Raw genomic sequence first — 25492 nt, forward strand, 5'->3', positions numbered from 1 at the left:
TCATTCAAACAAATAACAGAATATTGTTATTTCCAAATATATAATAAATTCATTACAAATAATATAATCCAAGTTAGTTTCCAGAAACCTCCGTTCCCAAACGTAATTGTAAACCCCAATCATTCTCGCAACTGCGTAAGGGATGGAAGCGGCATCCTTTCCTTTTTTCTTTAAAAAGGAAAGATATAGCGTACAGCCCGACCCAGACGGAGTTTACGGAGGATGGGACACGCCCAGAAACAAACCTAAAACAAAACGAAAGTGAATTGTACTTTTATAAAATGCAGCGTAAGTGTGTTAAAAAATTATCATAATATTAGCAGGTAGCCGTTGCAAAAAAATGTAATTTGGCACTTTAATTTAGTACGTTAGAACTCTTGTTGATACAATTATGGATAAAATAAAAATACTTTGGGTTGATGATGAAATCGACCTTTTGAAACCACATATACTATTTCTGGAAAAGAAAAATTACGAGGTAACAACCTGTAACAACGGACTTGACGCCATTGGGATTTTTGAAGAAAACAATTTTGATATTGTTTTTTTAGATGAAAATATGCCCGGAATGAGCGGCTTGGAAACGCTGTCAGAAATGAAGGAGAAAAAATCTTCGGTTCCCATGATTATGATTACGAAAAGCGAGGAAGAATACATTATGGAGGAAGCCATAGGTTCTAAAATTGCTGATTATTTGATTAAACCCGTGAATCCGAACCAGATTTTGTTGAGTTTAAAGAAAAATCTGGATCATTCCCGATTGATTTCGCAAAAAACTACGCTGGATTATCAGAAGGAATTTAGAAAAATCACCATGGAAATGGCGATGGTAAATTCCTATGAAGACTGGATTGAGTTGTACAAGAAATTGATTTTTTGGGAACTGGAATTGGAGAATATCGATGATCAGAGTATGATTGAAATTTTGGAATCCCAGAAAACAGAAGCCAATTCGCAATTTGGAAAATTCATTGAGCGCAATTACGAGGATTGGTTTGCCGCAAAAGCCGATAAACCCGTTCAATCACACACCTTATTCAAAGAATTAGTACTTCCTGAACTCAAGAAAAAAGACAAGCCCATTTTGTTTGTCGTGATTGACAACCTGCGTTACGACCAGTGGAAAACCTTTGAAAGTGTAGTAGGAAATTACTATAAGCTGGAAAAAGAAGTGCCTTACTACTCTATTCTTCCTACGGCGACACAATATGCGAGAAACGCGATTTTCTCTGGTTTAACGCCATTAGAAATGGAGAAACAGTTTCCGCAATATTGGAAAAATGACCCGGAAGAAGGCGGAAAAAACCTTTTTGAAGCAGAATTTTTGACAGCGCAATTGAAACGATTGGGTTTGAATATCAAGGAAGATTATTTTAAAATTACCAGTCTTGCCGGCGGAAAAAAATTATCCGAAAGCTTCAAAGCCTTGAAAGATAATGATTTAGTTACCGTGGTATACAACTTTGTAGATATGCTTTCGCATGCCAAAACGGAGATGGATGTGGTAAAAGAACTGGCCTCAGATGATAAAGCGTATCGCTCGCTGACGTTGAGCTGGTTTAAGAATTCCCCACTTTTAGAAATTATTCAACAGGCCCAAAAAATGGGTTTCAAATTGATTTTGACTACCGATCACGGGACGATAAACGTAAAAAATCCATCGAAAGTGGTGGGTGACAAAAACACTAGTTTGAATTTACGTTATAAAACAGGGCGCAGTTTGACCTACGAACACAAAGATGTTTATGCTGTGAAAGAACCAAAAAATATTGGTTTGCCTACCATAAATATGAGTAGTTCTTATATTTTTGCAAAAAATGATTTGTTCTTGGCCTATGTCAACAATTATAATCATTATGTAAGTTATTACAAAAACACGTATCAGCACGGTGGAATTTCATTAGAAGAAATGATTATTCCGTTTTTAGTTTTTAACCCGAAATAAGAAAGTAGTCAGTCTCAGTTTTCAGTGTACGGCAAGAATCTTAAACTTTAAACTTTAAACAATTTTATAAGAATGAATATCATTTTTTCTATAGACCAACTCGAGGAAGTTGCACAAAAAATAATATCCGAAAATCCCAAAAAAGTGATTCTTTTTCACGGAGAAATGGGCGTTGGAAAAACAACTTTGATTAAGCAATTATGTAAAACACTTGGCGTAACCGGAGCAACAAGCAGTCCAACTTTTTCTTTAGTTAATGAATATGAAGCCGATGATAACCAGCTGGTTTATCATTTTGATTTTTATCGATTAAACAAAGAGGAAGAAGCTTTGGATATGGGTGTTGATGATTATTTGTATTCCGGCAATTGGTGCTTTATAGAATGGGCAGAGAAGATTCCAAATTTGATTCCCGAGGTACATTCAGTTATCACTATTTCGCTACTCGCTGATGGAAAACGTTCTTTAACTTTAAGCTGAAAGTAAACATGAGTGTAGACAATACTATTGAAATTATACCTTTTTCCCCGACATACAAAGAAGCTATAAAAACTTTAAATCTGGAATGGTTGCAAAAACATTTTAGGGTTGAACCCAAAGATGAAATCGTACTTTCGGATCCGCAAGGTCAGATTATAGACAAAGGTGGAATGATTTTTTATGCAAAATATAAAGATGAAATCGTAGGAACGGTTTCCTTAATAAAAATTGACGATACGACTTTCGAACTGAGTAAAATGGCAGTTACAGATGGTGTACAAGGATTAGGAATTGGCAAGAAACTAATGTTGCATTGTCTTGCTGTTGCTGAAGCAAAAGGAATGGAGAAAGTGATTTTATATTCTAACCGGAAATTACTGTCGGCTATTCATTTGTATGAAAAATTTGGTTTCGTAGAAGTACCATTGGAAGATGGCGTTTATGAACGAGCCGATATAAAAATGGAAAGAATCATTCGCTGAGATTCTGTTACATTCCAAATGAATTTAACACGATTGAATTTGTACTGTTTATAAAACTTTTTACGTAAATTGTACCCTTAATTTAACAACATCAATGTCAATAACTATAACGCCATTCACAAAACAACAGCTTTTACCACAAGAGGAAAAACTGGAAATTGCAAGACAAAAAAGCGAACTTTTTATTGGGATTCCAAAAGAAACGAGTTATCAGGAACGCCGAATTTGTCTTACCCCAGATGCTGTTAACTCGCTTACCTATCATGGCCATCGCGTTATGATTGAAGCGGGAGCGGGATTGAGTTCGAGTTATACCGACAAAGAATATTCTGATGCAGGTGCTGAAATTACTAATGACACCAAAAAAGTATTCAGTTGCCCCATGATTTTGAAAGTGGAACCAGCCACGCTTGCCGAAATTGAAATGATGAACCCGCAAACAATTCTGCTGTCCGCCATTCAATTGAAAACCCGAAAGAAAACATATTTTGAGGCGTTAACGAAAAAGAAAATTACCGCACTGGCTTTTGAATACATCAAGGACGAAGACGGAACGTATCCTGCGGTGAAATCCTTGAGCGAAATTGCCGGAACAGCATCCATTCTTATCGCTGCTGAGTTGATGATTACCAACGAATTTGGAAAAGGATTATTATTCGGGAACATTACCGGCGTCCCTCCTACTGATGTGGTTATTTTGGGCGCAGGAACCGTTGGAGAATTTGCCGCTAAAACCGCTATAGGATTAGGCGCCAGTGTCAAAGTTTTTGATAATTCTATTACCAAATTGCGTCGTTTGCAAAATAATTTAAACCAAAGGATTTTCACTTCCACGATACAACCAAAAGCGTTACTTAAAGCACTCAGACGTTGTGATGTAGCCATTGGCGCCATGCGTGGCAAAGAACGTTGTCCAGTTATAGTTACAGAAACCATGGTAGAACACATGAAAAATGGAGCCGTAATTGTAGATGTAAGTATTGATACCGGCGGTTGTTTTGAGACTTCGGAAGTGACGTCACATGAGAAACCAACGTTTATCAAAAACAATGTTTTGCATTATTGCGTGCCTAATATACCCTCCCGATATTCTAAAACGGCATCACTTTCTATAAGCAACATAATTTCCCCTTACCTGATGAAAATTGCTGAAGATGGCGGCATCGAAAGTGCTATTCGTTGCGATAAAGGGTTGAAAAATGGCGTTTATATGTACCACGGAATCCTCACTAATACTTCCATAGGCGAATGGTTTGATTTGCCTTATAACGACATCAATTTAATTGTTTTTTAAGAAAACTTTCTTCTACCTTTGCCAAAAATTTAATTCATGAAGTTTATACATCGTTTTGCCTATTATCTAGTAGGTTTAGTAATAGGACTGTTTTTTGTAGCGTTAGTTTTCAGTGGTAAAGATACCCGTTGTAACTATTTTCCAAATGCAAGAGTTTTGAATGATTTGAGAAACAAACCGTTTTATTATTCGGATAAAGCTTCAATGATTTTGGCTGAAAAATGGATTGACACTGCCGATATCAAAAACACATTGCAATTTGGTGACGTAGATTTCGACCAAAGTAATAAAGAACTTAAAAAAGGAAAGCTATACATCATCGAAGGAAAAACAATCAAAAACCAAGAGGTTACTTTGAAAGTCATTAATTACGCTGACAAAGCTGTTTTAGAGGATATTATAAAAAAATAGGTGTTTTAATTAGTGTTATTTACGGTTAATTTTTTCAAATAAAACTATTTTAATTTGGGCGTGACCCCAAAGATTGCTCTGTCGTTCCTCCTCGCAACTTCGGGTCGTGCTGTACGTTCCCGCTTTTTTTGGAGGCTAAAACGCCTCTCAAAAAAGAGCTCCACTTCCATCACTCACGCAAAGCAGGTAAAATACCAATTTACGCTTTCAAAAAACACAATTAATCTACTGAAATCCAATTGATTAATTCTAATCCGTTTTGTTTTAAATACGCATTCGTTTTACTAAAATGCTTGTTCCCGAACCATTTTCCTTGATTGGCGCTCATTGGCGAAGGATGCCCGGATTCTAAAACCAAATGTTTTGTTCGATCTATTTTAAGTCCTTTTTTATGGGCGAAATTCCCCCAAAGCAAGAAAACAACATGCTCTTTTTCTTCCGAAATTTTTTGGATAACTGCATCCGTAAAAAGATTCCATTTTAAGTGTTTATGACTATTCGCATTGTCTTCTCTGACCGTCAGCGAGGCATTCAACAACAAAACACCCTGCTTTGCCCAAGCTTCTAAATTACCGGAAGTGGGCATGAAAATAGTTCCCAAATCTTCACTCATTTCCCTGAAAATATTGCGTAACGAAGGCGGAATTCGAACACCATCATTCACAGAGAAACACAAACCATTGGCTTCGCCCTTACCGTGATACGGATCTTGACCAATGATAACCACTTTTACATCTTTGAAACTACAATAATTAAACGCAGCAAAAATCAATTCTTTAGGGGGATAACACGTATGATTTTTATATTCTTTATCAACCGTTTCCATTAATTCCTGAAAATAGGGTTTCTGGATTTCATCTGATAAAATGGATTGCCAAGTGGGATTGAGATTGATTTGCATAATTAAATATTAGAAAGCAAAGATACAGAGAGAATATTTTTTTTGAATCATAAAAAGGATAATAAACATTCATTAATTCTTTGTGAAAGTCTGTTAAATAGTCTTAACTATTAGCTATTTTTGTGTTGAAAAGAATTATACGATAAATGATATCCATCACTGAAAAAACATTACAAGATTTACAATTTCCAACGGTTCTCGAAACCATTTCGACCATTTGTAATACTGACATTGGAAAACAAAAAGCATTAGAAATAACCCCTTTTAAAGACAAGGAAACATTGATGCAAGCATTAATGCAAACCTCAGAATATGTTTCGTCTTTCCAAAATAACAATGCGATTCCCAATCATGGTTTTGATGCTATCACGCATGAAATAAAATTTCTGGCCATTGAAGACAGTTTCTTAGAAGTAGGCAGCTTTAGAAAAATAGCTACCATTTCTTCAACAGTAAATTTCCTATTGAGTTTTTTGAGAAAATTCGAAGATTATTATCCAAATATAAACGCAAGAGCAAACCAAGTCGAACTGACTAAAGAAATCATCACGATGGTGGACGAAGTAGTCGATAAATATGGCGAAATTAAAGACAATGCATCCCCTGATTTATTGAACATCCGTCGCAGCATGAATGCTGTTCGTGGGAAAGTGAATCAAAGTTTTGGTACTGCACTAACGCAATACAATTCATTGGGATATTTAGACGATATTAAAGAAAGTTTTGTTCAAAATCGACGCGTCTTAGCAGTTTTAGCGATGTATCGTCGTAAAGTAAAAGGATCCATTCTGGGCAGTTCCAAAACAGGAAGTATTGCTTATATTGAACCCGAAGCTACTTTACAATATTCCCGTGAATTGAGTAATCTTGAATACGAAGAGAAAGAAGAAATTACCCGAATTTTAAAACAGTTATCCAATTATATTCGCCCATATTTACCGCTTTTAATCAAATACCAGGATTTTCTTAGTGATATTGATGTAATTGCTGCGAAAGCAAAATATGCCAATAAAATCAATGGAATTTTACCAACAATTACAGAGGAACGCCGCCTTTATTTTAGAGATGCCTTCCATCCAATTCTGTATTTGAACAACAAACAAAAAAATGAAATTACGCATCCGCAAACTATTGAATTAAGTCAGGAAAGTAGAATCATAGTGATTTCCGGGCCTAATGCGGGAGGGAAAACTATTTCGTTAAAAACCGTAGGACTACTTCAATTAATGCTGCAATCCGGAATGTTGATTCCGGTGCACGAACGCAGTGAAACGTTTTTATTCGATAGAATTTTAACAGATATTGGTGACAATCAATCTATTGAAAATCATCTAAGTACCTACAGTTACCGATTAAAGAACATGAACTATTTCTTGAAGAAGTGCAATAGAAAAACCATGTTCCTTATTGATGAATTTGGTACCGGTTCTGATCCAGAATTAGGAGGTGCTTTAGCAGAAATTTTCTTAGAAGAATTCTATCATAGAGAAGCTTTCGGGATTATTACAACGCATTATTCAAACCTAAAAATTCTGGCGAACGAACTACCTTTTGCCACCAATGCCAACATGCTTTTTGATGAAAAAACATTAGAGCCATTGTACAAATTAGTTTTGGGTCAAGCAGGAAGTTCCTTTACGTTTGAAGTAGCTTTGAAAAACGGAATTCCTTTCAGCTTAATCAATCGGGCGAAAAAGAAAATTGAAGTTGGAAAAGTACGTTTTGATAAAACCATTGCCACCCTTCAGAAAGAACGTTCTAAAATGGAGAAAACTTCACAAACGCTGAAAGAAGAAGAAACAAAAGCGCGTGAAGAAGGCAAGAAAATGGAAACTATTAATGTAAAAATCAAACAAAAACTGGAAAGCTATCAAGAATTGTACGACAGCAACCAGAAAACGATTTACATTGGACAAAAAATTGAAGACATCTCAGAGAAATATTTCAACAATAAAAACAAGAAAGAACTACTTGGTGAATTTTTGAAAATCATTGAAATCGAAAATTCAAAGCGTAAGAAAGCCACAACAAAAGAGACAAAAGCGCTGATTGAAAAGAAAAAAGAAGTCATTCAAGAAGTTACGGTGCAGGTTGAAGAGATCAGAAAAGAAAAGAAAGAGAAGAAATTGAAAGTCGTGATTGAAAAACCAAAACCAATTCTAAAAGTAGGTGATTGCGTGCGAATGTTTGATGGAAAAGCAGTAGGAACCATCGATTCTATTGAAAAAAACAAAGTAACAGTGAACTACGGCGTATTTACTTCAAAAGTCAGTCTGGAAGCGCTGGAGTTTGTGGAAGCCGGGAAGAAGTAAACTAAAGTCATTGCGAGGAACGAAGCAATCGCACTAACAGGAAACAAGTTGAACAACTAAATGCGACTGCTTCGTTCCTCGCAATGAAATAACAAAACAAAAAAAATGCTCAATATTCCTAAAGGCAAAAAAATAATTCTCTTTGACGGCGTTTGCAATCTGTGTGATTCCGCGGTGCAAACGATTATTAAGCATGATAAAAAAGATGTTTTCCGGTTTGTAGCCTTACAATCTGATTTGGGTCAAAAAATAATCAAACACTTGGGTATTGACACACAAAAAACAGATAGTATTATTCTGTATCAGCCTGGTTTTGCTTACTATTATAAATCCGAAGCAGCTTTAGAGATTGCAAAAGATTTAGGTGGAGTATTTTATTTTGCTTCACTATTTTCTATATTACCCACTTCATTCAGTAACCATATTTATGATTATATCGCTAAGAACCGATACAAATGGTATGGGAAAAAGGAAGCTTGCTTAATTCCCACAAAGGAGCTCCAAGCCAAATTTTTAGATTAAACACCCAATCATGATAATTATCATGCCTTTTATTTTGCAAGAATAATATATTTGAACAATCTTAAAAATAAATGGATCATGAAAGACACCACTCTTTTTTCTTGGGACAACGGAACCTTTATAATGGTTGTCGTATTCGGATTAGTCATCGTAGGAATTATTTCAGCAGTTTTCATTATGATGAATTCCGATAGAAAAAAATAATGGCATAAAAAAGAGGATGCCTTTGTGGACATCCTCTTGCTGCTATTATCTATAATTAGAAAAATTAACTTCTAATTAATTTTCTGTATTTCAATCGTTTTGGAGTTAAATCACCACCCAAACGTTTCTTTTTATTTTCTTCATATTCAGAAAAACCACCTTCAAAACAATACACCTCAGAGTTACCTTCAAAAGCTAGAATGTGCGTACAAATTCTGTCTAAGAACCATCTGTCGTGAGAAATAACAACCGCACAACCAGCAAAACTCTCCAAACCTTCTTCTAATGCACGAAGTGTATTGATATCTAAATCATTCGTAGGCTCATCCAGCAAAAGTACGTTTCCTTCTTCTTTCAAAGTCATCGCTAGGTGTAAACGGTTACGTTCTCCTCCAGAAAGCATAGAAACTTTCTTATTTTGTTCTCCGCCACCAAAATTAAATCGTGACAAATAAGCTCTTGAATTAACTTGCTTTCCGCCCATCATAATCAATTCCTGACCGTCAGCGAAATTTTCCCAAATCGATTTATTAGGATCTATGTTTGAGTGCGCTTGATCTACATAAGCAATTTTTACAGTATCTCCTATTGAGAACTCTCCTGAATCTGGCTTTTCTTCACCCATTATCATCTTGAAAATGGTTGATTTACCAGCCCCGTTTGGTCCGATAATCCCAACAATTCCTGCTTGAGGCAATGTGAAATTTAAATTATCATACAGTAATTTATCTCCAAAAGCCTTAGCAACATTTTTGGCTTCAATTACATTCGTCCCTAAACGTGGACCATTTGGAATATAAATTTCCAGATTTTCATCCAATTGTTTTTGGTCTTCGTTCAATAATTTATCGTAGTTCTGCAAACGCGCTTTTTGTTTTGTTTGACGTCCTTTGGCACCTTGACGAACCCAGTCCAACTCGCGTTCTAAGTTTTTTCTGCGTTTCGAAGCTACTTTTTCTTCTAATGCCATACGGCTTGATTTTTGGTCTAACCAAGAAGAATAATTTCCTTTCCAAGGAATACCTTCACCTCTGTCTAATTCCAAAATCCAACCAGCAACATTATCCAAGAAATACCTGTCGTGCGTTACTGCAATTACAGTTCCGGCATATTGTGCTAAATGTTGTTCTAACCAAAGTACACTTTCTGCATCCAAGTGATTCGTAGGCTCATCTAAAAGCAAAACATCAGGTTGTTGCAACAACAAACGACATAAAGCTACACGACGACGCTCACCACCGGATAAATTTTTGATTGGCGTGTCACCTTCCGGAGTACGCAAAGCATCCATGGCGATTTCCAGTTTGGTATCAATTTCCCAAGCTCCCAATGCATCAATTTTATCTTGCAAAAGCGCTTGACGATCCATCAATTGCTCCATTTTATCAGCATTTTCATAGACTTCAGGTAAACCAAAACTATCGTTGATTTTATTAAATTCATCTAAAACTGCCATCGTTTCAGCGACACCTTCTCGTACAATTTCAATAACTGTTTTACTATCATCTAAAATAGGTTCTTGTTCTAAATAACCTACTGTATATCCTGGTGCAAATACTACATCACCTTGGTAGTTTTTATCAACACCTGCAATAATTTTTAATAAGGAAGATTTTCCAGAACCATTTAATCCCAAAATACCAATCTTAGCTCCGTAAAAGAAACTCAAATAGATGTTTTTAAGTACTGGTTTATCTGCTCCTTGATAGGTCTTGCTCAATTTTGACATTGAGAATATCACTTTTTTATCGTCTGCCATTTTTTATAGATTTTCTGATTATTATACTTTTAGATAATTAGTTCTTATCTAATTTTTTCAATTTTAAATTCGTAATTTTTGATTAACTAAAGTCTTCCCTTGAGTGAACTAAACACCCACGCATTAGCTAAAAAGCCAACACCTACTGCTGCGAAGCCCCATCCTGCTACATCATCATACCTAAAAGCACCTAATGCAATAAGCAATAAGCCCATGATTATCATTATCAGAGTGGCCCAACCCAGAATCGTATTTTTATTCATTGACATAATTGTGGAATTTATTTTAATGATCCAATTCCGAAGCCTCGGAACGGGAGTGCAAATATCGGAAATTTTTGCCCTTTAATTAAATATTTTATAAAGCATTTCTCGTAACAAATCAGATTGGGACATCGCATTTGCCCCAACTCCTTTACTTTTGACATCAATATCTCTTAAAGCACCTACAATTTGACTGACCTTTTTCATTGGATAATTTTTCAAAGCCACATCATACTCTTTCAAAAAGAATGGATTTACACCAATAACTGCTGCTACATTCTTGGGATTTTTGTCTTTCAAACCATGGTATTTCAATAATTGAATAAAGAAACTAAAAACCAGACTAGTCGTTACTACTATTGGATTGTCTTTTGGATTTTGCGCAAAATTTTCAGCAATCGTATAGGCTTTTAATTGGTTGCGTTCGCCAAGTGCTTTTCGCAATTCAAAAACATTGAAATCTTTGCTAAACCCTATGTTTTCCTCAATATCCTTTGGAGTTATCGTACTTCCAACTGGCAAAATAATTTGTAATTTTTCGAGTTCATTGTTTATTTTACTCAAATCAGTCCCAAGAAATTCCACCAACATGGCATTTGCTTTAGGCTCAATTAAATATTTTTTGCCTGACAAAACACGTTTGATCCAATCTCCTACTTGGTTCTCATATAGTTTTTTACTTTCGTAAACGACACCGTTTTTCGCTAATAACTTGGTTACTTTTTTGCGTTTATCCAATGTTTTGTATTTATAGCAAAAAACTAATACTGTTGTTGCCATTGGATTATCAGCGTAACTTTCGAGCTTATCTATGGTACGAATTAAATCCTGGGCTTCTTTTACGATGACTACTTGACGTTCTGCCATCATTGGATAGCGTTTGGCTGTCGAAATAATATCTTCTATAGAAACGTCTCTTCCGTATAAAACCGTTTGATTGAAGCCTTTTTCCTCTTCGGATAAGACTTTTTCTTCAATATAATCTGATAGTTTGTCAATATAATAAGGCTCTTCACCCATCAAAAAGTAGATGGGTTTGATGTTGCCGCTTTTTATATCATTTACAATTTTTAAAACCTCGTCCATTCCTTTTTGTTTAAAGTTTGAAGTTTAAAGATTGTTGCTTCGGATGAAACTTTAAACTTTAAATTTTAAACTTATTTAATACTTTTGCTTTATGCAAAAACTAAATTTTCAACTTTATAACTTTCGGTTCAAAAATAGCGAAAATAAAGTCTCCATTTTTGATGAAATCAGGAAAAAATTTATCATTCTTACTCCCGAAGAATGGGTTCGTCAGCATGTAGTTCAGTTTTTATTGGAAGAAAAAAAATATCCAAAATCATTGATTAATGTCGAGAAAGTTTTAAAAGTCAATGGCTTGCGCAAAAGATACGATGTCGTGGTTTTCAATCCTGATGGCTCTATTTTCATCTTAATTGAATGCAAAGCGCCAGAAATCAAAATTGCACAAGCTACTTTCGACCAAATTGCCCGTTATAACATGACGATGAAAGCCCAATTCCTAATGGTAACCAATGGATTGAATCATTACTTTTGCCAAATGGATTTTGAAAACGAGAAATATGCATTTCTAGAGAATCTGCCAAATTATAATAATTAGCTTACTTTAGACTTCTTGAAATTTTAAAATCTATAAAGTCTAAAATCTGAAAATATAAAAACAAAAATGAATATAGCTGTTGTCATACTAAATTGGAATGGAATTTTATTGCTTGAAAAGTTTCTTCCATCTGTAGTTAATTATTCTCCACAAGCTACAATTTATGTTGCTGATAATGCCTCTACAGATGATTCTATTTCCTACATCAAGGTTTTTTTTCCATCAGTACAAATTATAAAAAACGAAAGTAACCTTGGTTTTGCAAGTGGCTACAATGAAGCTTTAAAACATATTGATGCTGAAATATATGCATTAGTAAACTCGGATATCGAAGTGACCGAGAATTGGCTGAAACCTATTCTTGATACTTTCGAGAACGAACCAAAAACTGCTATTATTCAACCCAAAATATTAGATTATAAACGTAAAGAATACTTTGAATATGCTGGTGCTGCTGGTGGATTTATTGACGAATATGGTTATCCTTTTTGTCGGGGTCGTATTTTTGATACTTTAGAAAAAGATAACGGTCAATATGATGATACTCGTGAAATATTTTGGGCATCAGGAGCTTGTTTTTTTATCCGAAGTTCTGTTTATAAAACACTAAATGGTTTTGATGATGATTTTTTTGCGCATCAGGAAGAAATTGATTTGTGTTGGCGTGCCTTTAATAAAGGATATAAAATTAAATACAATTCTGGATCTGTAGTTTATCATGTAGGTGGCGCCACTTTACAGCAAGGCCATCCAATGAAGACCTACTTAAATTTTAGAAACTCTTTATTAATGCTGACCAAAAATCTTCCGAAAGAGCAACTTTACAGGATACTATTAGGCAGAATGCTTTTAGATGGAATTGCAGGAATTCAGTTTTTAACACAAGGAAAGTTCAAGCATTTTTGGGCAATTATGAAAGCACATGGGTCTTTTTATACACTTTTTTCTGATAATTATAAAAAAAGGAATGAATTTCAAGAATCAGCATACTATACCGTCAAAAGTATCGTTTACATATACTTCATCAGAAAATTAAAAGCTTTTAACGATTTATTTGGAATCAAATAAATTTTAAAAGCTAAATTTGTCTTTAACCTTTAATCTAAATTTAAACAATTTATGAAAAGAATCGTAATTGCCTTATCAGTAATGGCCCTTTTAAATTCATGTGTTTCTAAAAAGAAATACACTGAATTAGAAGCTCGAAACAAAGAAACTCAAGATTTACTAAATACAGCTACTGTAAAATTAAACACTTGTTTAGAAGAAAAAGCAGGTCTTGCAGCAACAGCAGCTACTTTAAAAGAGCAAAATCAGGGTTTAATCAGTGTTTCGAAAGACATGACTGTATTGTCAACTAAGGGTGCTCAAAACATTGAAAAAGCTTTAGAATCTATCAAAGAGAAAGATTTAAAAATAAGCAGAATGCAGGATGCTTTAACTAAAAAAGACAGTGTGACACTTGCATTAGTAACTAGTTTAAAAAGTTCAGTAGGAATATCTGATCCGGATATCGAAATAAATGTTGAAAAAGGTGTTGTTTTTATCTCAATTGCTGATAAATTATTATTTAAAAGCGGAAGCTACGAAGTAACAGACAGAGCTAAAATGGTTTTGGCGAAAGTTGCAAAAGTAGTGAATGACAAACCTGATTTTGAATGTATGGTTGAAGGACATACTGATAATGTTCCTTACAATGGTACAGGAGTTTTATTAGACAACTGGGATTTAAGTGTAAAACGTTCTACTTCTATCATTCGTGTATTAACGAATCAATTAGGTGTTAAACCAGAGCAATTAATTGCGGCAGGAAGAAGCTCTTACATTCCTTTAGTAGCAAATGATTCTGCTGAAAACAGATCTCGTAACAGAAGAACTCGTATTGTAGTTTTACCTAAAATTGATCAATTCTACGAAATGATTGAAAAAGAAATGAAAAAACAAAGACCATAATTTTTGTGAAAAATTTTTATTAAAAGAGGTTGTCTAAAAAAGACAACCTCTTTTTTTTTATTGATAAACATGGTTGTGTAATTTCATTTTTATCATTCAATAAAAATCGTGAAGTTATATTATACGCTAGAAAAGAATATTTAAATTTCTTAATTGTAAATATTACTATCCATTAATTTATCTAAAATTATTCGATACATTGGAGTAGGAACATCATGTTTCAAACCTTCTTTAACTACAAACTCGGTTAAGGAATTCACTTCTATTTTATGACCTGCCAACAAATCCCTATGCATAGATGATGTGTTATCTTGTGGTGATTTTTCGAGTTTAATGATTGTTTGAACAATAATATCATTTGGCAACGCTAATCCTTTTGCCAGAGCTACAGCAGTAATTTCATTGAGAAGTGAAATATAAATTGCTTTGTTATCCGGATTATTTAGAATCCCACCAATATTCTCATTCAAATAAGAAGTTACTGAAGCCAAAGCTGAAATAAATATAAATTTTCCCCAAACTGTTTCTTCTATATTTTCAACAAGATAACTTTCGACAGAAGCCTTTTCGAAAATAGATTGCAGTTCCTTTAATGAAGAAATTGAAGTGTTTTTAGACCCAAAAAATAACTTTTCATAATGCCCTATTTTCTTTATCACCCCAGGAGATTCAATCATAGAAACAATATAAACGCATCCTTGCAAAACATTATTTTCAGGAAACAAATTTAGTATGCGTTCTGTTGCATCAACGCCATTATATAAAGGTAAAATTATAGTTTTTGAAGTTATACAGTTTTTTATGGATTCAAAACTAGTTTCAATATCATAGGTTTTTGTGGCACAAATTAAGTAATCCAGTTTACCAATCTTTTCTGCATCATCCGAAAGCAATTTTGGAAAAACAATCATTTCACTTTCATCCAAAATGATTTTCAAACCATTTGCAGCAATGGCTTTTTTAGTTTTGCCACGAGCAATAAAAATAATTTCGATTGCATCTGATTCAGCATAAGCTTTGGCTAATAACCCACCAAAATAACCGCCTACTCCACCCAATCCTAAAATTCCAATTCTTGTTTTCATCGGTATAAAATTTATCTTTTAGTTGACCTTTCTGGCTTAGTTTTTTATCTATTGTTTTTACTAATCCAAACTTGTTGTTATTGGCGATTTTATAACTACTAAGTAAAAAGAAAACCATTAAGAAATTTAGAAAATTAAGCTTTGGAACTTAATGACACTTAATTTCTTAATGGTTTTTTTTTTAGATTTCACAATCTTTATTTTATTAAATATTTTAATAAAAAAAATGCAGACCTATAAGCCGGATTCTGTCTCCAATAAATTAGAGCCTTATCATTTATCTAGATCCCGCATTACTGCGAGACTCAAGCTATCTACCCTTCAACAACGGACGAGAAGCCCTTAAATGCTGATATACTTGATATTTCACCGCATAGAGTTTACCTGGTTTCACTACAGCATTACCTGTACATACTTTCTGTTGCACTTGTCCTAATCTCGTCCGTAAAGACGTGACCGACGGGTGTTACCCGCTATGCTTCCCTTTGGTGTCCGGACTTTCCTCCCTCTTGATTGCTCAAAACGGCGATAAGGCGGTCTGCAGGGCAAATTTACACTATTTAATTCTTTTTTTTCATTTACTATTGCTTACTTTAACAAGCCTTTTACAACCAATTCATAATAAAATAGTTACCTTTAATAAATAACTAAAAAATCTCTATTATGTCAAATATGTATCATTATGCCACCGTTTCTAAAGCCTTAGACGATTTGAATGAGATGGGATTTACCTTTGATTTTAATCTTCATGAAGAAGATATTGTAAAAAATCCAAGCCATTATGAAATTCAACATATTTACCGTTACGAAGGAGACACCAATCCAGATGACGAAGCAACAGTTTATGGCATAAAATCAACTTCGGGTAAAAAAGGTGTGTTTGTAGCTGGATATGCAGCAAATTCAGATAATGGTGCCGCAAGAGTTTTAATCGATCTTAGCATCAAAGGAAGAGACAAGTAAATCCTTTTCTAAAAGAACCTAAATCAATTATTTTTTTAGAAGCTAATTCCAGCTATTCGTTGTAATCTTATCCGCCGAACACCGGCGAATAAGGATTTTAAATACAAACGCAGTTCACTGAACTCCGACAAAATTATAGTGCTGTGAAGTAATCTAGGCTAGGAAATTTGGAGAACAAAAACCATTCTGAAAATTATAAAATCTTTCAATCCTTAAATTTTTGCATCTTTAAATTAAAACCTATATTTGCTTTCGAATAAAATTTCTATGGAACAATTTGTTGTATCGGCCCGTAAATATCGTCCTCAAACATTTAAAGATGTTGTTGGACAAAAAGCCATTACCAATACTTTATTGAATGCCATAGAAAGCAATCACTTAGCGTCAGCATTGTTATTTACAGGACCTCGTGGTGTGGGGAAAACAACTTGCGCCCGTATTTTGGCTCGTAAAATTAATCAGCCAGGATATGATGATCCTAATGAAGATTTTGCCTTTAATGTTTTCGAATTAGATGCTGCTTCTAACAATTCTGTTGATGATATTAGGAATCTTATTGACCAAGTTCGGATTCCACCACAAACGGGACAATACAAAGTCTATATTATAGATGAGGTTCACATGTTATCATCGGCAGCTTTCAATGCTTTTCTGAAAACACTGGAAGAACCGCCAAAACACGCCATTTTTATTTTGGCAACGACCGAAAAACATAAAATTATTCCAACGATACTTTCTCGTTGTCAAATATTTGATTTCAAAAGAATTACCGTAAAAGATGCTAAAGAACATCTTGCCGAAGTAGCCACTAGCCAAGGCGTAGTTTTTGAAGATGACGCTTTGCACATTATAGCTCAAAAAGCGGATGGCGCAATGCGTGATGCGTTGTCTATTTTTGATCGAGTAGTTTCTTTTTGTGGAAAAGATTTAACACGTCAGGCCGTTACAGAGAATTTGAATGTATTGGACTACGAAACGTACATCAATGTAACCGATTTAATCTTGGAAAACAAAATCCCAGATTTATTGATGGCTTTTAACGAAATTCTTGCCAAAGGTTTTGATGCACATCATTTTGTATCGGGATTAGCTTCACATTTTAGGGATTTATTGGTTTCTAAAACACCAGCAACTTTATCTTTATTAGAAGTTGGTGAACAAGCGCAACAAATGTATGGCGTGCAAGCACAAAAATGCAGTCAAGACTTTCTTTTAAAAGGAATCGAGATTGCAAATGATTGTGATTTAAAATACAAACTGAGCCAAAACCAACGACTTCTTGTTGAACTTTGTTTGATGCAACTTGCCTCTATCACTTATGATGGAGAAAAAAAAAAGTTGAGCAATATATAATTCCACCTACTTATTATAGAAAGAATGATTATTCAATAACCGTTCAAACGAAAGTTGAAGATTCAAAAACTGCTATGCCTGTTGGAGAATCAGTTCCATCAAAAGAACCGGAAACTAAAACTGCTGTTCCATCAATTCCAGTTCCCAGTCCCGCAACAAAAAGTAGTATTCCACAATCCGAAGGAATAAAGGTTTCCGCGTTTTCATTAGCCAGTATTCGTGCTAAAAAAGCATTAGAAGAAAGCAATAAAGGAATCGTCAAAGAAGTACTTCATTTGCCAACAGAAGCTTTTTCAGAGACTGAAATGTTGCTGCAGTGGAATAAATATGCGCAACGTTTAGGCGATAAAGGCTATAGAATTATGGAGTCTCTATTGCTTATTAACGATCCAAAATTAAATGGAACCGCCATCACAATTGAATTGCCTAATGAAGGATCAAAATTAGATTTCGAAAAAGAAATACATGGACTTTTAGGACATTTAAAAGGTCATTTACAAAATCATGACCTTACAATTGAGGTTATTGTAAATGAAAGTATAGAGAACAAAAGAAGCTTTAATGACCAAGACCGCTACAACAGATTGTTAGAAATAAATCCAAATATTGAGCTTTTACGAACAACATTTGGATTAGATTTAGACGCATAATCTGTATTAAAATTATATTTTACCGTAATACATTGCTTTTACAATTCCATCCGAAAGACCTATTTTAGGAACATAAATATTTCTTGCTCCACTCCACTTCATCGCATTCAGATAAATTCTTGTCGCAGGGATAATAACATCGGCACGATCCGGATTCAAACCTAATTCAGAAATTCTTTGTTCATAAGTAAGAGAATTCAAAAAAGCATATTGCGAATTCATATAAATGTAGGAAAGTGGTTTTTCTTGCATTTTCCCCGACATTTTAAAGAGCTTATTTATATTTCCTCCAGAACCTATCAGCGTAACATCATCATATTCTTGCGTATTGGTTTTAATCCATTTTTCGATTTCATCCCATACAACATCGCAAACCATATCATTCAATAAACGGACGGTTCCGGCTTTGAACGATCTTGAATTAATCATTTTGCCGTTAGAAAAAAGTGTAAACTCAGTACTTCCTCCACCAACATCAACAAAAAGATAGGTTTGATCTGTTTTTAACAAATGATGTAAATCAGTGGAAGCTATGATAGCAGCTTCTTTTTTCCCATCAATAATTTCTATTTTTATATCTGCTTTTTTCTTAATTAATGCTACAACTTCCTTACCATTATAGGCCTCACGCATCGCTGAGGTAGCAAAAGCCATATAGCGCTCTACTTTATGAACCTTCATCAACAAGTTGAAAGCCTTCATTGCATCACACATTCTTTCAATATTCTCCTCTGAAATTTCTCCAACGGTGAAAGCGTCCTGCCCAAGACGAATGGGTACTCTAACCAGGGAACTTTTATTAAACTGAGGCTCTTTTCCCTCTTGTTCCACAATATTAGCAATTAACAAACGCATGGCATTGGAACCAATATCAATTGCTGCATATTTTTTTATTTTAATCATCTTCGTTTTGATTCGTTTAATTCCTTATTAATTGTTTTGTTAAAGTTCCCCTTTAATCATGAACAAACAATTATACTTTTTCCTCTTCAGTTAATACTGCGTCCAGCTTTTTTTGGTAGTATTTATAGGTCTCTAATTGTGCTCTAAAAATAGGATTATGATTTCTAGGGCGATACTTATTATCTAATTTGTAAGAGTGAAAACGGGCCTTTACATTTCCTTTCCAACCAATATCAAAATTATCAATTAGCTCATTTTTTATTCCCTGATCGTAAATGGGACATGTCACTTCAACTCTTCCATCAAGATTTCTAGTCATGAAATCCGCTGACGAAATATAAACTTCAGTTTGTCCGGCATTTCCAAAAATATAAATTCTAGAATGCTCCAGATAATTATCGACGATACTTATTGCCTCGATGTTATCACTCATTCCGGGAATTCCGGGAATTAAAGAACAAATCCCTCTAACTTCAAGTTGAATTTTTACTCCAGCCCTGCTTGCTTCATATAATTTATCAATCATTGCAAAATCAGATAAACTATTCATTTTTAGTTTTATATGCGTTTTCCTTCCTGCTAGTGCATGCGTAATTTCTCTGTCAATTAACTTAACGAATTTAGTTCTAGTGTAATGTGGTGAAACAATAAGGTGTTTGTATCGATGCACTCTATAATTGATATCAAAAAACTCAAAAATTCTCATGATATCTTTCAAAATTTGCTGATGACTTGTAAACAGAGTGACATCCGTATATACTTTGGCAGTTGATTCATTGAAATTTCCTGTTGAAATAAATCCGTATCTTTTTATTTTCTCATTTTCAATTCTTTCAATAACACAAATTTTACTGTGCACTTTCAGGCCTTTTATACCAAAAATAAGTTCAATACCTTCCAATTGCATTTGCTCTGCATAGGAAATATTGGATGCTTCATCAAAGCGGGCTTGCAATTCGATTTGAACGGTAACTTTTTTTCCATTTTTGGCCGCATTTATTAGCGAACTGATAATTTGAGAATTTTTTGCCAATCGATACAGTGTGATTTTTATCGAAATTACTTTGGGATCTAAAGCCGCTTCACGCAAAAACTTGGTCAAATAGGAAAATGATTGGTACGGCGCATTTAATAAATAATCTTTTTCGCTTATTTTTTCGAGCATACTTCCTTCAAGACTTAATCCCGGAATAGGAAGCGGATCATTTGTTTGATATAATAAATCATATCTTCCAAGGTTTGGGAAATTCATATAATCCCTTCTATTGTGATATCTACCGCCTGGAATGATACTGTCAGTGGAGACAATTTTCATTTTATCCAGAAAAAACTTTAAAGTATCTTCTTCAATTAACTGATCGTAAATAAAACGTACCGGCTCCCCTATTCTTCGGTCTTTTACACTCAATGATATTTTTTCGATCATACTTTTACTTAAATCACTATCGATGTCAAGTTGCGCATCTCTGGTGATTTTTATCATGTGAGCCGAAACGCTTTTGTAATCAAAAATATTAAAAATATTACTAAGATTATGGCGAATAACATCATCCAAAAGAATGATATATTGTTTTTCATTATTGGATGGTAAAACAACAAAACGGTTAATGGTTTTAGGAATTTCGATAACTGCATAACGAACCTCTGAGTTTTTATTCATTACCAATTTAATCGCTAAATAACCTGAAGTATCTTTCAATACGGGGAATTCTGCCAAATCATTTAAGATTATGGTAACTAATTCCGGACTCACTTTTTGAATAAAAAAATCTTTCAGGAAAATTTCTTGTTCAACAGTAATGTCGGTTTCGGTAATGATAAAAATATTTTTAGTTTCCAGTTCGCTTTCGATAATATTCAATATTCGAAGACTTTCAGACTGTTGCTGAATAACGATTTCGGTAATATCCTTGACTAATTGCTGAGCAGATATACCTCCAAGATATTTTTCGCCGGATATGCCTGTTAAGCTTAAACGTCTGATGGCGGCAAATCGTACTCTGAAAAATTCGTCTAAATTGTTCGAAAAAATACCTAAAAAACGTAACCTGTCTAGTAACGGAACGGAATGATCACCAGCTTCTTGAAGCACTCTGGCGTTGAAAGCTAACCAGCTTTTTTCTCTATCAATGTATTTATATTCTAATACTTTATTCATCTTAAATCTTTGGGGAATATTATTTTTTTTATTTTGCCTTTCTTTATTTTTTTCCAATCATCCGTATCAAATTTAAATGACACAAAACCAGATGTAGGAACATTTTCAATGGAAACGTCACCAAATTTATTAACAAAATCTGTAATTGCCGCGTTATGTCCAAAAAGAATAACACTATCAAAATTATTATTACAAGATTTGATTACTTTTTCCAATTTCTTTTCATCAAAAGTATAAAGGTCGTCTTTGTAAATGATACTTTCAATAGGATACGAAATATTCTGAGCAAAAATTAAAGCAGTATCAGTCGCCCTTTTCGCATTACTACTCCAAATTATATATGTTTTAGGAATTGAATTTTTAGCTTCGGTCGCTACCAGATGAGCATCTTTTACACCTTGACAAGTCAAACCGCGATCTTTATCATGCATGGGAACTTCCCAACTTGATTTTGCATGGCGAACCAATATTAAGTTTTTCATAATGATGAATAAAATGGTGAAAAATCAAGAAATAGACAAAAATTTTAGTCCCTAATTTACAAAACAAAAGATAATCATTTAAACTTTTATCATTATTTTGTGAAATTAGGATAGAAAAAAGTAAAATCAATAAATATGAATTATATTAGAAATTTTAAAAAGGAGAAGAATAAAAATAAAGAGATTTTAAACAGAATATAAAACTGCTCAACGTCAACGAGTTTCAAGAAAATGTTATTTGAAATTCAATAGAATTAAAATATAATTTTGGCACTACCCTATAAAAATGGATATTCGATTAATAATTTTTAGTAGAAATTATTTTTAAAAATAAGAAGATAGAACTCAATCAATTATAATATTGAAAACTAGAAGTTACTAACCTATGCATATTATTAAATATTGAAAATAAAAAAAGACTGTCATTGGGGGGTGACAGCCTTCTTTTACTAAAAAACAAAATTAAATTTTTATAAAAATATTAGTATAATATTTTCTCCCGTTAACGGGGTTTTCTCTAATTGAAATCCCGAAGTGGGTGAAATTTCCCTCAATATTTTCTTTATGTCCTGAACTAAGCAACCATGCAGTTAATGCAGCTTGAGAAGTTTTATAATTATATGCAATATTTTCACTTACGCTTTTAGCTCCTAATGCGCTGATAATATTTTGTGAACGATCGCTAAAATTAGCATGATTTACTATATTATTTCCAATCATGAAAAAATCATGTTCTTCAGCTTTATGAGACAAATGATTTATTTTTTTTAATGCATTTAACCCTTTACTTACTCTATATTCGTTTATCAAATTCATCGCTTCTAATTCTGAAGCTGAATAGGAATAAGTTTCAATTATTTCAGATTTAATTTCTTCTGTAGTTGTTTCAGAATCTGATGAACAAGAATTCATCATAAATATTACTAAAGTAAGCAATACTACACGGAGTAAATTTGTTTTCATAATTGTAGTAGTTTAAGTTTAAAGTAGATTGTGGGGCAAACTTCTTTAAGAATTAGATATATGTTTTTAACTCTTATCCAAAAGTATAAATAATATCGTTTAAATACCTAAAATAATCGATGAAATACATACATAATAATTTCTAGTATTTTTTTTCTTACATAATATGAGAATAATAATTTGAATTATTATTAAAAAAGCCTATTTATTAGTATAAAATAATTGTTTAAAGGATTATTTACCAATAATTTATCTCTTAAATATTCGTGTTTTAGAAAATAAATACCTAAAAAATTTGAAAACAGAATTTCTTTTCGCTACCACCATAATAAATAAAATCTAAAAGTTGGTTATGTGAATTATGTGCTTCATTACTTTAAAAAAAGTATACCTTAAGACGAAAATCTGGGCTTGGAATATAAGGTAACCCTTTGCATGTTATTGACGAAAATTTCAATAAAAAAATTTATAAAAACTAAATCACGTAAAAAAATAGAAACAAGAGTTGGATTACCCCATTTTTCGGTTCCTATAGCTGGAGTATTTTCTTTAACAGAGTGCAATTTTTTCTTAATTAAAGCATTCAATATGTGCAGAATATTGAATAATGAAGAAGCATCTTAAGTAGATGTAAAGTTGTAGAAGTTCTTAACCTATAGGACTTGTAAAGGAGTTGCTTGAAAAAAATCCATCCCAATGAATGTGTTTTTTTGTAGGAATTAATCGATTTTCAACCAACCCGTAATGCTCATTCTGGTATTTTGGGTAACTAAAACTTCATGGACTAATTCGTCGCTCTTGAAGAAAATTGTTTTACCATGCGTAGGAGCAATTTTCAAATTTTGGTCTAATTGATGAATGAGTAGCTCGCCACCATCGCTTTCCTGCCAATTGCTATTTAAATAGCTAATCATAGAGTATTTTCGACCAGAATTATTTTTGAATTGATCCAAATGCTTCAGATAAAAATCTCCCGATTCATATAAAGAGTAGTGAAATTCATAACCTGTTATTCCTGCATAACAACTTTGATTTAAATAAACAATAAAGGCTTCTATTTGAATAAAAAATTCATTTTCAAATACATTGTTGTGCTTTTTATCCAACCAATAAATAGAGTCGCTGCGTATAGCACTATCATAAGAAACCTTTTGTGAATTTCCAATTCCAGCATCTTTCAGGAGGCTTTTTTGATTTAGAGTAATCAAGTTTTGTTTTAAATTATTGGCTAAATCAGTACTTAAAAAATGTTCCGATATGCCTACTTTACTCTCAATATATGAGGCAATTAAATCCTCGAACGTATTTTCCATGTCTTTTGAATTGACTGAAAATACCGCCAACGGGGCAAGGTACACTAATCAAATCCGTTAGCGTCTGAATATGTAATAAATAAAAAATTAAAAACTAAATTTATACTTTCTTCAATAAAAACAGTCATTATTGAATTTTGCTCTTGATCTTTCGCACTGAATTCTTGCATAAAAATTCATTTTTTTACTTCCTGATTAAACCTTTTGCAATTTTAGGAGTCCTAAAATCTATTATTTGTAATGAATTGTATTATTTGACAAATAATAGATTTTTATATGTTAATATTTGTATGTACAAACGTTAAATAAAAATTAACAACATCACAATTTCCGTTTCTAAAACCTAAATTTGTTTTAACTAAAATTATTGAAAACTAATCCTACTTTATATTAAACCCATGAAAATTAAATACCTAGTTTATGCCGTGCTAACAATTGGAATCATTGGATTTATCGGTTACAGAATCTCAGAAAACAAAAGTAAAAATGAAGATTCAAAAGACCCAAAAGGAAAAGGCAAATCGATGAGCGTAAACGGAATCGTAGTTGAATATGAAACTTTTGATAATAACTTGTCTCTTTCCGGTTCTATTGAGGCAAATGAACAAGTGGAAATTCGCAGTGAAGTTTCCGGAATTGTAGAAGGTATTTATTTTCAGGAAGGTAGTAATGTGAGTAAAGGTCAAGTACTTTTTAAAGTCAATGATTTAGAGTTAAGAGCTCAATTAAGACAAACTTCAACCAGAGAGGGATTGGCTTCGGAAAACGAAAGAAGAGCCAAATTATTACTGCAAAAAGAAGCCATCAGTCAAGAAGAATATGATTTGGCACGTGCTGATTTAAAATCGGCACAAGCCCAAAGTCAGTTGATAAAAGCACAAATCGCCAAAACATCTGTTAGAGCGCCTTTTTCAGGAAGAATAGGATTGCGTTCTATTTCACCGGGAACCTTCATCACACCAGCCATTTTAGTGGCAAAATTAGTGAACACCGGAAAATTAAAAATTACTTTTTCAATTCCTGAAAAATACGCCAGTCAGGTAAAAACAAATACAACCTTAACGTTTAAAGTCGCTGGTTCTGATGAAAAATATACTGCCAAAGTATACGCAATCGAACCTGAAGTGGCTGTTGCTACCAGAACATTACAAGTTCGTGCGATTGCCGAAAATAAAAGCGGAAAATTATTGCCGGGAACATTTGCAGATGTCGAATTGCCATTGGATATCATAAAAGATGCAATTGTTGTTCCTACTGAAGCCATTATTCCAGTTCAAAACGGTAAAAAAGTTTTCGTTTCCAGTAATGGTCAAGCCAAAGAAGTAATGATAGAAACCGCCACACGAACTGATGCTTCTATACTTGTACTTTCTGGTTTGAAAGCTGGTGATACCGTGATTACAAGCGGTGTTATGTCATTAAAAAATGAAACTCCCGTAAAAGTTCTAATAAAATAATTTTAAAAGTTATAA

The 25492-nt window shown here is 33.4% G+C and carries 25 protein-coding genes and 1 other RNA gene; 15 read left to right on the top strand and 11 right to left on the bottom strand.

The window, feature by feature from the left end; genetic code table 11:
- Window positions 1–391 precede the first annotated feature (391 nt).
- The 5 genes from G7A72_RS02220 (at window position 392) to G7A72_RS02240 (ending at window position 4612) form a co-directional block, all read left to right on the top strand.
- Window positions 392–1945: a PglZ domain-containing protein gene (locus tag G7A72_RS02220; protein ID WP_165151259.1), complete on the top strand. Its 1554-nt coding sequence runs from the start codon at window positions 392–394 to the stop codon at window positions 1943–1945.
- A 72-nt stretch (window positions 1946–2017) separates the two neighbouring features.
- On the top strand, window positions 2018–2425 hold the full coding sequence (gene tsaE, locus G7A72_RS02225; RefSeq protein ID WP_121365308.1) for a tRNA (adenosine(37)-N6)-threonylcarbamoyltransferase complex ATPase subunit type 1 TsaE: 408 nt from the start codon (window positions 2018–2020) through the stop codon (window positions 2423–2425).
- Window positions 2426–2433: 8 nt separating this feature from the next.
- Complete coding sequence (locus tag G7A72_RS02230; protein ID WP_165151260.1) at window positions 2434–2907, top strand: GNAT family N-acetyltransferase; 474 nt, start codon at window positions 2434–2436, stop codon at window positions 2905–2907.
- A gap of 94 nt (window positions 2908–3001) precedes the next feature.
- The gene (locus tag G7A72_RS02235) at window positions 3002–4201 is read left to right on the top strand and encodes an alanine dehydrogenase (protein WP_165151261.1); all 1200 of its coding nucleotides are present in this window, start codon (window positions 3002–3004) and stop codon (window positions 4199–4201) included.
- Window positions 4202–4237: 36 nt separating this feature from the next.
- Window positions 4238–4612, top strand: a complete 375-nt coding sequence (locus tag G7A72_RS02240; RefSeq protein ID WP_165151262.1) for a DUF4258 domain-containing protein — start codon at window positions 4238–4240, stop codon at window positions 4610–4612.
- 220 nt (window positions 4613–4832) lie between these two features.
- Here G7A72_RS02240 and ung read toward each other — a convergent pair whose 3' ends face one another.
- On the bottom strand, window positions 4833–5513 hold the full coding sequence (gene ung, locus G7A72_RS02245) for a uracil-DNA glycosylase (protein ID WP_165151263.1): 681 nt from the start codon (window positions 5511–5513) through the stop codon (window positions 4833–4835).
- Window positions 5514–5659: 146 nt separating this feature from the next.
- Here ung and G7A72_RS02250 point away from each other — a divergent pair, with 146 nt between their 5' ends.
- From G7A72_RS02250 to G7A72_RS16670, 3 genes are all read left to right on the top strand, one after another.
- A complete protein-coding gene (locus G7A72_RS02250; protein ID WP_165151264.1) occupies window positions 5660–7825 on the top strand; it encodes a DNA mismatch repair protein MutS in 2166 nt (721 codons plus the stop codon).
- A gap of 105 nt (window positions 7826–7930) precedes the next feature.
- Window positions 7931–8347 carry a thiol-disulfide oxidoreductase DCC family protein gene (locus G7A72_RS02255; protein WP_165151265.1) on the top strand — a complete coding sequence of 139 codons (417 nt, stop codon included), beginning with the start codon at window positions 7931–7933 and terminating at the stop codon, window positions 8345–8347.
- Window positions 8348–8425: 78 nt separating this feature from the next.
- On the top strand, window positions 8426–8551 hold the full coding sequence (locus G7A72_RS16670) for a hypothetical protein (RefSeq protein ID WP_256371164.1): 126 nt from the start codon (window positions 8426–8428) through the stop codon (window positions 8549–8551).
- A 64-nt stretch (window positions 8552–8615) separates the two neighbouring features.
- On the opposite strand, the gene ettA is transcribed toward G7A72_RS16670, so the two are convergent.
- The 3 genes from ettA to holA all read right to left on the bottom strand — a co-directional run bounded on the left by ettA (window position 8616) and on the right by holA (window position 11659).
- Complete coding sequence (ettA, locus tag G7A72_RS02260; RefSeq protein ID WP_113633893.1) at window positions 8616–10310, bottom strand: energy-dependent translational throttle protein EttA; 1695 nt, start codon at window positions 10308–10310, stop codon at window positions 8616–8618.
- An 86-nt stretch (window positions 10311–10396) separates the two neighbouring features.
- Window positions 10397–10579, bottom strand: a complete 183-nt coding sequence (locus tag G7A72_RS16565) for a CAL67264 family membrane protein (protein WP_113665712.1) — start codon at window positions 10577–10579, stop codon at window positions 10397–10399.
- A 75-nt stretch (window positions 10580–10654) separates the two neighbouring features.
- Window positions 10655–11659 (bottom strand): DNA polymerase III subunit delta, encoded by a 1005-nt coding sequence (gene holA / locus G7A72_RS02270; protein ID WP_165151266.1) that lies wholly within the window; start codon window positions 11657–11659, stop codon window positions 10655–10657.
- Window positions 11660–11750: 91 nt separating this feature from the next.
- On the opposite strand from holA, the gene G7A72_RS02275 reads away from it, so the two are divergent.
- The 3 genes from G7A72_RS02275 to G7A72_RS02285 all read left to right on the top strand — a co-directional run bounded on the left by G7A72_RS02275 (window position 11751) and on the right by G7A72_RS02285 (window position 14150).
- Complete coding sequence (locus G7A72_RS02275; RefSeq protein ID WP_113633896.1) at window positions 11751–12197, top strand: type I restriction enzyme HsdR N-terminal domain-containing protein; 447 nt, start codon at window positions 11751–11753, stop codon at window positions 12195–12197.
- A gap of 66 nt (window positions 12198–12263) precedes the next feature.
- Complete coding sequence (locus tag G7A72_RS02280; RefSeq protein ID WP_165151267.1) at window positions 12264–13265, top strand: glycosyltransferase family 2 protein; 1002 nt, start codon at window positions 12264–12266, stop codon at window positions 13263–13265.
- Between the two features lie 51 nt (window positions 13266–13316).
- Window positions 13317–14150: an OmpA family protein gene (locus G7A72_RS02285; RefSeq protein WP_165151268.1), complete on the top strand. Its 834-nt coding sequence runs from the start codon at window positions 13317–13319 to the stop codon at window positions 14148–14150.
- 149 nt (window positions 14151–14299) lie between these two features.
- Here G7A72_RS02285 and G7A72_RS02290 read toward each other — a convergent pair whose 3' ends face one another.
- Window positions 14300–15235, bottom strand: a complete 936-nt coding sequence (locus G7A72_RS02290) for a ketopantoate reductase family protein (protein ID WP_165151269.1) — start codon at window positions 15233–15235, stop codon at window positions 14300–14302.
- A gap of 221 nt (window positions 15236–15456) precedes the next feature.
- An RNA gene (gene rnpB / locus G7A72_RS02295) (RNase P RNA component class A) lies at window positions 15457–15780 on the bottom strand.
- 118 nt (window positions 15781–15898) lie between these two features.
- On the opposite strand from rnpB, the gene G7A72_RS02300 reads away from it, so the two are divergent.
- The 3 genes from G7A72_RS02300 to G7A72_RS16570 all read left to right on the top strand — a co-directional run bounded on the left by G7A72_RS02300 (window position 15899) and on the right by G7A72_RS16570 (window position 18201).
- The gene (locus G7A72_RS02300) at window positions 15899–16198 is read left to right on the top strand and encodes a hypothetical protein (RefSeq protein ID WP_113665707.1); all 300 of its coding nucleotides are present in this window, start codon (window positions 15899–15901) and stop codon (window positions 16196–16198) included.
- Window positions 16199–16465: 267 nt separating this feature from the next.
- Window positions 16466–17551, top strand: coding sequence for a DNA polymerase III subunit gamma/tau (dnaX, locus tag G7A72_RS02305; protein WP_113665706.1), 1086 nt, complete (start codon window positions 16466–16468; stop codon window positions 17549–17551).
- 74 nt (window positions 17552–17625) lie between these two features.
- Window positions 17626–18201 (top strand): DNA polymerase III subunit gamma/tau, encoded by a 576-nt coding sequence (locus tag G7A72_RS16570; protein WP_241258565.1) that lies wholly within the window; start codon window positions 17626–17628, stop codon window positions 18199–18201.
- Between the two features lie 12 nt (window positions 18202–18213).
- On the opposite strand, the gene G7A72_RS02315 is transcribed toward G7A72_RS16570, so the two are convergent.
- The 5 genes from G7A72_RS02315 to G7A72_RS02335 all read right to left on the bottom strand — a co-directional run bounded on the left by G7A72_RS02315 (window position 18214) and on the right by G7A72_RS02335 (window position 24020).
- Window positions 18214–19104: a Ppx/GppA phosphatase family protein gene (locus G7A72_RS02315; RefSeq protein ID WP_165151270.1), complete on the bottom strand. Its 891-nt coding sequence runs from the start codon at window positions 19102–19104 to the stop codon at window positions 18214–18216.
- A gap of 70 nt (window positions 19105–19174) precedes the next feature.
- Window positions 19175–21262, bottom strand: coding sequence for a polyphosphate kinase 1 (gene ppk1, locus G7A72_RS02320; protein WP_165151271.1), 2088 nt, complete (start codon window positions 21260–21262; stop codon window positions 19175–19177).
- Window positions 21259–21744, bottom strand: a complete 486-nt coding sequence (locus tag G7A72_RS02325; RefSeq protein WP_165151272.1) for a histidine phosphatase family protein — start codon at window positions 21742–21744, stop codon at window positions 21259–21261. The genes ppk1 and G7A72_RS02325 overlap by 4 nt, the downstream gene beginning before the upstream one ends.
- A 462-nt stretch (window positions 21745–22206) precedes the next feature.
- Complete coding sequence (locus G7A72_RS02330) at window positions 22207–22707, bottom strand: CAP domain-containing protein (RefSeq protein WP_165151273.1); 501 nt, start codon at window positions 22705–22707, stop codon at window positions 22207–22209.
- Window positions 22708–23426: 719 nt separating this feature from the next.
- A complete protein-coding gene (locus tag G7A72_RS02335; RefSeq protein WP_165151274.1) occupies window positions 23427–24020 on the bottom strand; it encodes a 2OG-Fe(II) oxygenase family protein in 594 nt (197 codons plus the stop codon).
- A 398-nt stretch (window positions 24021–24418) separates the two neighbouring features.
- Here G7A72_RS02335 and G7A72_RS02340 point away from each other — a divergent pair, with 398 nt between their 5' ends.
- Window positions 24419–25477, top strand: a complete 1059-nt coding sequence (locus tag G7A72_RS02340; protein ID WP_165151275.1) for an efflux RND transporter periplasmic adaptor subunit — start codon at window positions 24419–24421, stop codon at window positions 25475–25477.
- The last annotated feature ends 15 nt before the right edge of the window (window positions 25478–25492 follow it).

The sequence above is a fragment of the Flavobacterium sp. Sr18 genome, from assembly GCF_011064265.1.
Lineage (GTDB): Bacteria > Bacteroidota > Bacteroidia > Flavobacteriales > Flavobacteriaceae > Flavobacterium > Flavobacterium petrolei.